Genomic DNA, 7,323 nt, shown 5'->3' on the forward strand with positions numbered 1-7,323 from the left:
AGCACAAATGAAAAAGCATTAATTAGATTGGTTGGAAAAGATTGCTTTCCAACCAATCTATTATACATAATATTTAGGAGGTAGCCATGAAAAAAAGTAAAAAGAAAATGTGGTTCGCAGTGTTTACATTACCGACAGTTTTTATTTTTTTAACAGTAGTCTTAATACCTTTTAGTATGGGAATTGTATACTCTTTCTTTGAATGGGATGGAATGGCTCTACATGAGAAAAAATTTATTGGTTTCAGCAATTATATCAATATGTTTTCTGACGAAAGATTTATTTCATCCATTTGGATAACTGTCAAATATACATTAATAGCTGCATTGATCATTAATGTTTTAGGATTATTGTTTGCACTTTTGGTTACTCAAAAACTTAAAGTAAGAAATACCTTAAGAACTATGTTTTTTATGCCTAATCTTATTGGAGGACTTATATTAGGTTTCATATGGCAGTTTATATTCATGAAAGTGTTTGAACAAATAGGAAGTTCTACAGGACTTGATAATATATTTTTTAATTGGATATTAGATGAGAAATTTGCATTATTTGCCATAATCCTAGTTAGTACTTGGCAGATGGCTGGTTATATAATGATTATATATATTACAGGAATACAGAGTATTCCTACAGAATTATTAGAGGCAGCAAAAGTTGATGGAGCAGGATATTTCCAGAGATTTAAAAGTATTATGTTCCCACTTCTTACACCTGCATTTACTGTAAGTTTATTTCTGAGTTTATCCAATTCCTTCAAGATATATGATGTCAACTTATCGTTAACTGGTGGAGGACCTTATAACTCGACTGAGATGTTTGCTATGAATGTTTATAATGAGATATTCAGTTACAAGAACTTCGGATATGGACAATCAAAAGCAGTAATGTTCTTTTTCTTTGTGGCTTTGATTACCTTGGTTCAAGTATATTTAAGCAAGAAAAGAGAGGTTGAGATGTAATGAACAAAATGAAGAGATTAATTATTGAGGTATTGGCTTTGTTACTTGGTATCGTTTATCTGTTACCAGTTTACATAATGATTGTTAACGCGTTCAAAGATAGAGCTCAGATGTATGATAATGTTTTAGCTTTGCCGGATAAGTTCGATTTTGTGTTTTTTAAAAGGGCAATAGAAAAAATGGATTACATAAAAGCATTTTCAAATTCACTACTCATTGCTGTTCTAAGTATAGGATTCATTATAATACTAGCTTCTATGACTGCATGGATGTTAGTCAGGACCAAACATATTATTAGTAAAATAATATTCTTTACTTTTATTGCAACAATGTTGATTCCGTTTCAAGCTGTAATGATGCCACTTATGCAATTCATGGGATTCATATCAAAAAATACTATTTTTCAGATGTTGAATACCAGATTCGGTCTTATATATATGTACATAGGTTTTGGAACAAGTATGGCAGTGTTTCTATTTCATGGATTCATAAAAGGTATACCAATATCTCTTGAAGAGGCAGCGACTATTGATGGATGTAATAAATGGAAGATATTCTGGAACATAATATTTCCTATATTAAAACCAACAACTGTAACAGTAATTATACTTGACCTTATTTGGATATGGAACGATTTCTTGCTTCCATCACTAATATTATCAAGTAAATCTCTTAGGACAATACCTTTATCGACATTTTACTTTTTTGGTGAATTCACTATTCAATGGAATATGGCTATGGCAGGACTTGTCCTTACTATCATACCAGTTATCATATTCTATATTTTTGCACAAAAACATATTATACAAGGTGTTACAGCTGGAGCAGTCAAATAATCAATTACACAATAGTTATAGATGAAGTAATAGACATGTTAGTAAGAATAGGAAGTGAACAACATGAATGACATAAATGTGTGGGGACTTACAGAAAAAGAAATTGATACTACTAAGTATTCATTAAATGCTACTTTATTTGCGTTGGGAAATGGATATATTGGAACTAGAGGAAATTTCGAAGAAGGATTAGAACTTGAAGAATATGACGGAACATTCATTAATGGATTTTATGATTACTATGATTTATCATATGGAGAAAAATATAAGGGGTATCCAAGTAGAAGTCATGCTATGCTTAATGTTACCAATGGCAAAAAAATAGACATATATATTAATGGAGAATTGTTCAATGTAGAGAAAGGTACAACAAAAGATTATATTAGAGAAATCAATTTCAGAAAAGGTGTTTTGACTAGAAAGTTAACTTGGATATCTCCAAGAGGTGATGAGATATCCTTTGAAAGTGAGAGGTTGATAAGCTTTTATGAAAAGCATCTTCTATTATCAAAAGTTAAGATTACTCCTATTAATTTTGATGGTAGCATTAAAATCATCTCTTCTATTAATGGGAATGTAAAAAATATCACTAAGGAGAATGATCCAAGAATAGGTGTTGAATTTAATGGAGATGAACTGAGAGTAATTAAGTCAAGTATAGATGATAATATAGGAAAAATAATTTCTAGAACAAAATCATCTGATCTAGGATTAGTTTGTGTCATGAGCAACAGGTTGGATTGTACTGGTGAATGCAGTACTTCTTACACAGAATATAATGAATTGGTGTCACATACATATGATGTGAAAGCTATGAAGAATGAACCTATTATACTTCAGAAGTATGTATTATACAAGACATATAAATATGTTGAAGACAATATAGAAAAAATCACAAGTGACAATTTAATAATTCTACTAAAAGAAGTGATGGACAATGGTTATAAATTTTATAAATGTAAACAAAAAGATTATCTAGATGAATTCTGGTATAATTCTGATATAAGTATTGACGGTGATGATTCTGTTCAACAAGGTGTAAGATTCAACATGTATCATTTGCTACAATCTGTAGGAAGAGATGGTCTTACTAATATTTCTGCAAAAGGTCTAACAGGAGAAGGCTATGAAGGGCATTACTTCTGGGATACGGAAATATATATTCTTCCTTTTTTTATATATACCAATCCAGACATAGCAAAAGAATTAGTAGAATACAGATATAATCTGTTAGAAGCAGCTAGAAAACGTGGAAAAGAAATGCAATATGATAAAGGTGCCTTGTATCCATGGCGAACCATTAATGGAGAAGAGTGTTCAGCATATTTTCCTGCGGGAACAGCTCAATATCATATAAATGCTGATATAGCATATTCTATATGCAAATACATTGAAGCTAGTGAAGATGAAGATTTCCTTGTTGAAAAAGGTGTTGAAATATTGGTAGAAACGGCTAGATTATGGTTGGAAATAGGACAATTCAATGATGATGGTAAGTTCCATATTTGTTGTGTCACTGGACCTGACGAATATACAGCTATAGTAAATAACAATGTATATACTAATTTTATGGCAGCGAACAACTTAAAAAATGCCTATGAAGCTGTAATATTCTTGAAGAACAAATATCCATTGAAGTATAGAGAATTGGCAGATAATCTAAATATAGATGAAGTTGAGATTAATAAGTTTCATGAAGCTTATATTAATATATATATACCTTATGACGAAGATAAAAAAATATATCCACAGGATGATAGTTTTTTTCAAAAACCAGCATGGGATTTTGAAAAAAGCAAAGGTAAATATCCGTTGCTAATGCATTACCATCCTATTAATATCTATAGAGCCCAAGTTTGTAAACAAGCTGATTTGATTCTATTGGAATTTATACTTAATGACCTGTTTGATGATAAACAAAAAAAAAGAGATTATGATTATTATGAAAAAATAACTACACATGATTCTTCATTATCAACATGTATCTTTAGCATAATGGCTAATGAATTAGGTTATTACCATAAAGCATATGATTATTTTATTCATTCAGTAAGAACTGATATAGATGATATACATAATAATACTACTGCGGGAGTTCATACAGCTAATATGGCTGGAACATGGATGTCTATAATTTTTGGATTTGGTGGTATGAGAGAAGAAAAAGGGATGCTGAGATTTTCTCCTCACTTACCTGAAAAATGGACTTCTTATTCTTTCAGGATTTCGTTCAAAGGGAGAAAAATACTTGTTAGTGTTGATGAAAAAGGTGTTGAATATAAACTTTTGAATGGTGATCCAATAGTAATATACAATAAAGAAGAGAAATTAGAATTGAAAAGATAACAACTGTTAATATCTCCAGCCATTTAGAAAGTGGCTGGAGATAGTGTATTAATCTAACATCTTTTTAAGGTTATTAATACTGATAGTAGCATTTTCAATACCTGTAGGTTTTGGTTGATCGTTTTCTACAATTACCCATGAACAACCTATTTCAACAGTTTTTTGGAGAATGCCTTTAATATTCATTGTACCTTCACCTATTGCGGCAAAATCTTTTTTGCCATCTATTTCAATCATATCTTTTATGTGTACTAATTTCAGTATATCTTTATTTTTATCCATATAATCTATAACATCCAGGTCAGCTCGTTCTACCCAATGTGTGTCTAACTCCATTAGCATATTCTTAGTTAGGTCAAACAATAAATCAAGACCATAAATGCCATCTATCTTTTCAAATTCATGTGAATGATTATGATATAATAGTTGTAATCCTTCAGCACTTAACTTGTTGCCGATAATATTTAATTTATTAGCTAATTCCTCTAATTGCTCTTTTGTTTCACATTTTGCATAAGGACAAATGATGAAAGAATTACCGATTGTTTTATTATATTCGATAATATCGTCTAGGTTTTTCTCTAATTCTTCTAAACCTATATGACTTCCCATGACTGTTAGATTAAGTCTGTCTAATTCTACTTTTAATTCCTCAGCGGTCAATCCATAAACACCAGCTAATTCTACACCATCATAACCAAGTTCAGCTACTTTTTCTAATGTACCAATAAAATCTTTGTTACATTCATTCCTTACTGTGTACAGCTGTAAAGCTATTTTTAGATTCATACAAATACCTCCTGATATTATAAATATTATACGCACTTACTATCTGTTAATATCTTAATGCATATTGTGTATAACTTTTATAAATTCCATTAAATTGTGAATAACTCTAGTAACTTTGATTTTATAAAATTAATACTCTTCTACTTTATATCAAATGAGGTTGTTTTACAATATGTTTTAAAAATTAATTCCAAGTCGCAAGGATAATAATTATAACATGTCAATTACAAAAAAGATATATGATAATATTATTTACTGTTATTAATAATGTATCATCTAGATAATCAAGATAATAGGATACATAATGAATCGGCGAAATGGTGTGTATTTAATAGATTATGGAATTGTTGACCATTAGGATTTATGGCTAAGGAATAGATAAAATGATAATGTAATAATTCAAATAGGGTGAAAGTTAATTAATGAATTTATTACTATTTATTTGCTCTAAAACGGATAGAAGATAAGATTATATCTATAAATCCGTTTTAGGGTAAATTATTAGAAAGATTTAAGAGTGTTCACGTAATTCTATATCTTTATTACGTTCTAATATATGTCTGATTGACCATTCGTTTTGGAACAGTATTACAGGTTGTTCGTCTTTGTTTTCTACTAACATTGAATCCATGGTTAATGATAGATTAGATGTATCATAGTCTTCATTAGCAATCCAACGAATGTGTTTGTAAGGTAGCAGTTGTTTAGAAACATCTACACCGTATTCATTTTTCAATCTATATTCTAATACATCAAATTGAAGGACTCCAACAACACCGATAATCAATTCTTCCAAACCGATATTAGGACGTTTATATACTTGAATGGCACCTTCTTGAGCTAATTGTGTGATTCCTTTTAAAAACTGTTTTCTTTTAAGAGAATTAAGTGTAGAGATTCTTGCAAAATGTTCAGGTGCAAATTGTGGTATACCAGCATATTTCAAACCAGATCCATCTTGACATAATGTATCTCCTATATTAAAAATACCTGGGTCATGTATTCCTATTATATCTCCTGGATAAGCGTTATCTACTACAACTCTGTCTTGTGCGACAAATTGTTGTGGCTGGGCTAGTTTCACTTTCTTGTTTTTCTGAACATGATTAACTATCATACCTTTTTCGAACTTACCTGAACATATACGAAGAAAAGCTATTCTATCTCTATGAGCAGGATTCATATTAGCTTGAATCTTGAAGATGAATCCTGAGAAATTAGATGTTTCTGGATTAATATCACCTAAGTTGCTGGGACGTGCTTTCGGTGGAGTAGTAATATCCAAAAATGATTTTAGGAATGGTTCCACTCCAAAGTTAGTAAGGGCACTTCCGAAGAATACAGGTGTCAAATTCCCATTCTGTATTTCATCAATACTAAAGTTATCTCCAGCAATATCTAATAATTCAATATCATTTTTCAATTGTTCATGTAAATCATCACCTAATAGTTCAGTAAATTTATCATCAGTTAAATCTCCAGTTATTGTTTTGGCAATAGATTGTCCATGGTTACCATCATTAAATACCTCAATCTTATTCTCGGAACGATTGTATACACCTTTGAAATTTTTTCCAGAACCTATAGGCCAATTAACTGGACATGACTTTATATCAAGTACATTTTCGATATCATCTAATAAATCAAAAGGGTCTTTTCCCATACGATCCATTTTATTTATAAAAGTAAAGATTGGGATGCCTCTCATTTTACAAACCTTAAAAAGTTTTTTAGTCTGTTCCTCAACACCTTTAGAACAGTCTATTACCATAACTGCACTATCGGCTGCCATAAGTGTTCTATAAGTATCTTCACTAAAATCTTGATGTCCAGGAGTATCTAATATATTAATACAAAAATCATCATATTCAAATTGAAGTACACTAGATGTAACAGAAATACCTCTTTGCTTCTCTATTTCCATCCAGTCTGAAACAGCATATTTAGCAGATCTTCTTGATTTTACTGAACCAGCAGAACGAATAGCTCCACCGTATAGTAGAAATTTTTCCGTAAGTGTGGTTTTACCAGCATCTGGGTGAGATATTATTGCAAAAGTTCTTCTTCTTTTGACTTCATTAGTAAAATTTAATTTGTCCTTTACCATTCTAATCTTCCTTTATCAAATTATTTAGTAGATGTATGAGAAAGTTACACTTTCCTTACCTAATTTTTTAACCGATTTTTTAAAAAAAGTTAACATTATTGATGTTATACTTTTATATTGCAACTGTCAATTATTATTTGAAAAAAATAGTGATATTATAAATTGCAATATTAAATGTCCGGTATTTTCAAATAAAATTTTATAGTGTAGATATATTGTATTTTTTTAATATCTAGTTTGGCGTAGCGTACCATTTACAATGAGAGAGGCATGTGATAGCCTA

Annotated in this window: 5 protein-coding genes; 3 read left to right on the top strand and 2 right to left on the bottom strand. The window is 30.2% G+C overall.

Annotated elements, in window-relative coordinates; all coding sequences use genetic code 11:
- Positions 1–86: 86 nt before the first annotated feature.
- From QMG30_RS11445 to QMG30_RS11455, 3 genes are all read left to right on the top strand, one after another.
- Positions 87–962, top strand: coding sequence for a carbohydrate ABC transporter permease (locus QMG30_RS11445; protein ID WP_281815468.1), 876 nt, complete (start codon positions 87–89; stop codon positions 960–962).
- The gene (locus QMG30_RS11450) at positions 962–1,798 is read left to right on the top strand and encodes a carbohydrate ABC transporter permease (RefSeq protein WP_281815469.1); all 837 of its coding nucleotides are present in this window, start codon (positions 962–964) and stop codon (positions 1,796–1,798) included. Before QMG30_RS11445 ends, QMG30_RS11450 begins: the two co-directional genes overlap by 1 nt.
- A 63-nt stretch (positions 1,799–1,861) precedes the next feature.
- Positions 1,862–4,144 carry a glycoside hydrolase family 65 protein gene (locus tag QMG30_RS11455; RefSeq protein ID WP_281815470.1) on the top strand — a complete coding sequence of 761 codons (2,283 nt, stop codon included), beginning with the start codon at positions 1,862–1,864 and terminating at the stop codon, positions 4,142–4,144.
- A 48-nt stretch (positions 4,145–4,192) separates the two neighbouring features.
- Here QMG30_RS11455 and QMG30_RS11460 read toward each other — a convergent pair whose 3' ends face one another.
- A complete protein-coding gene (locus QMG30_RS11460) occupies positions 4,193–4,933 on the bottom strand; it encodes a sugar phosphate isomerase/epimerase family protein (RefSeq protein WP_281815472.1) in 741 nt (246 codons plus the stop codon).
- Positions 4,934–5,444: 511 nt separating this feature from the next.
- Positions 5,445–7,040 carry a peptide chain release factor 3 gene (locus QMG30_RS11465; RefSeq protein ID WP_281815474.1) on the bottom strand — a complete coding sequence of 532 codons (1,596 nt, stop codon included), beginning with the start codon at positions 7,038–7,040 and terminating at the stop codon, positions 5,445–5,447.
- Positions 7,041–7,323: the final 283 nt, after the last annotated feature.

It is taken from the genome of Vallitalea longa, from assembly GCF_027923465.1.
GTDB classification, from domain to species: Bacteria; Bacillota; Clostridia; order Lachnospirales; family Vallitaleaceae; genus Vallitalea; species Vallitalea longa.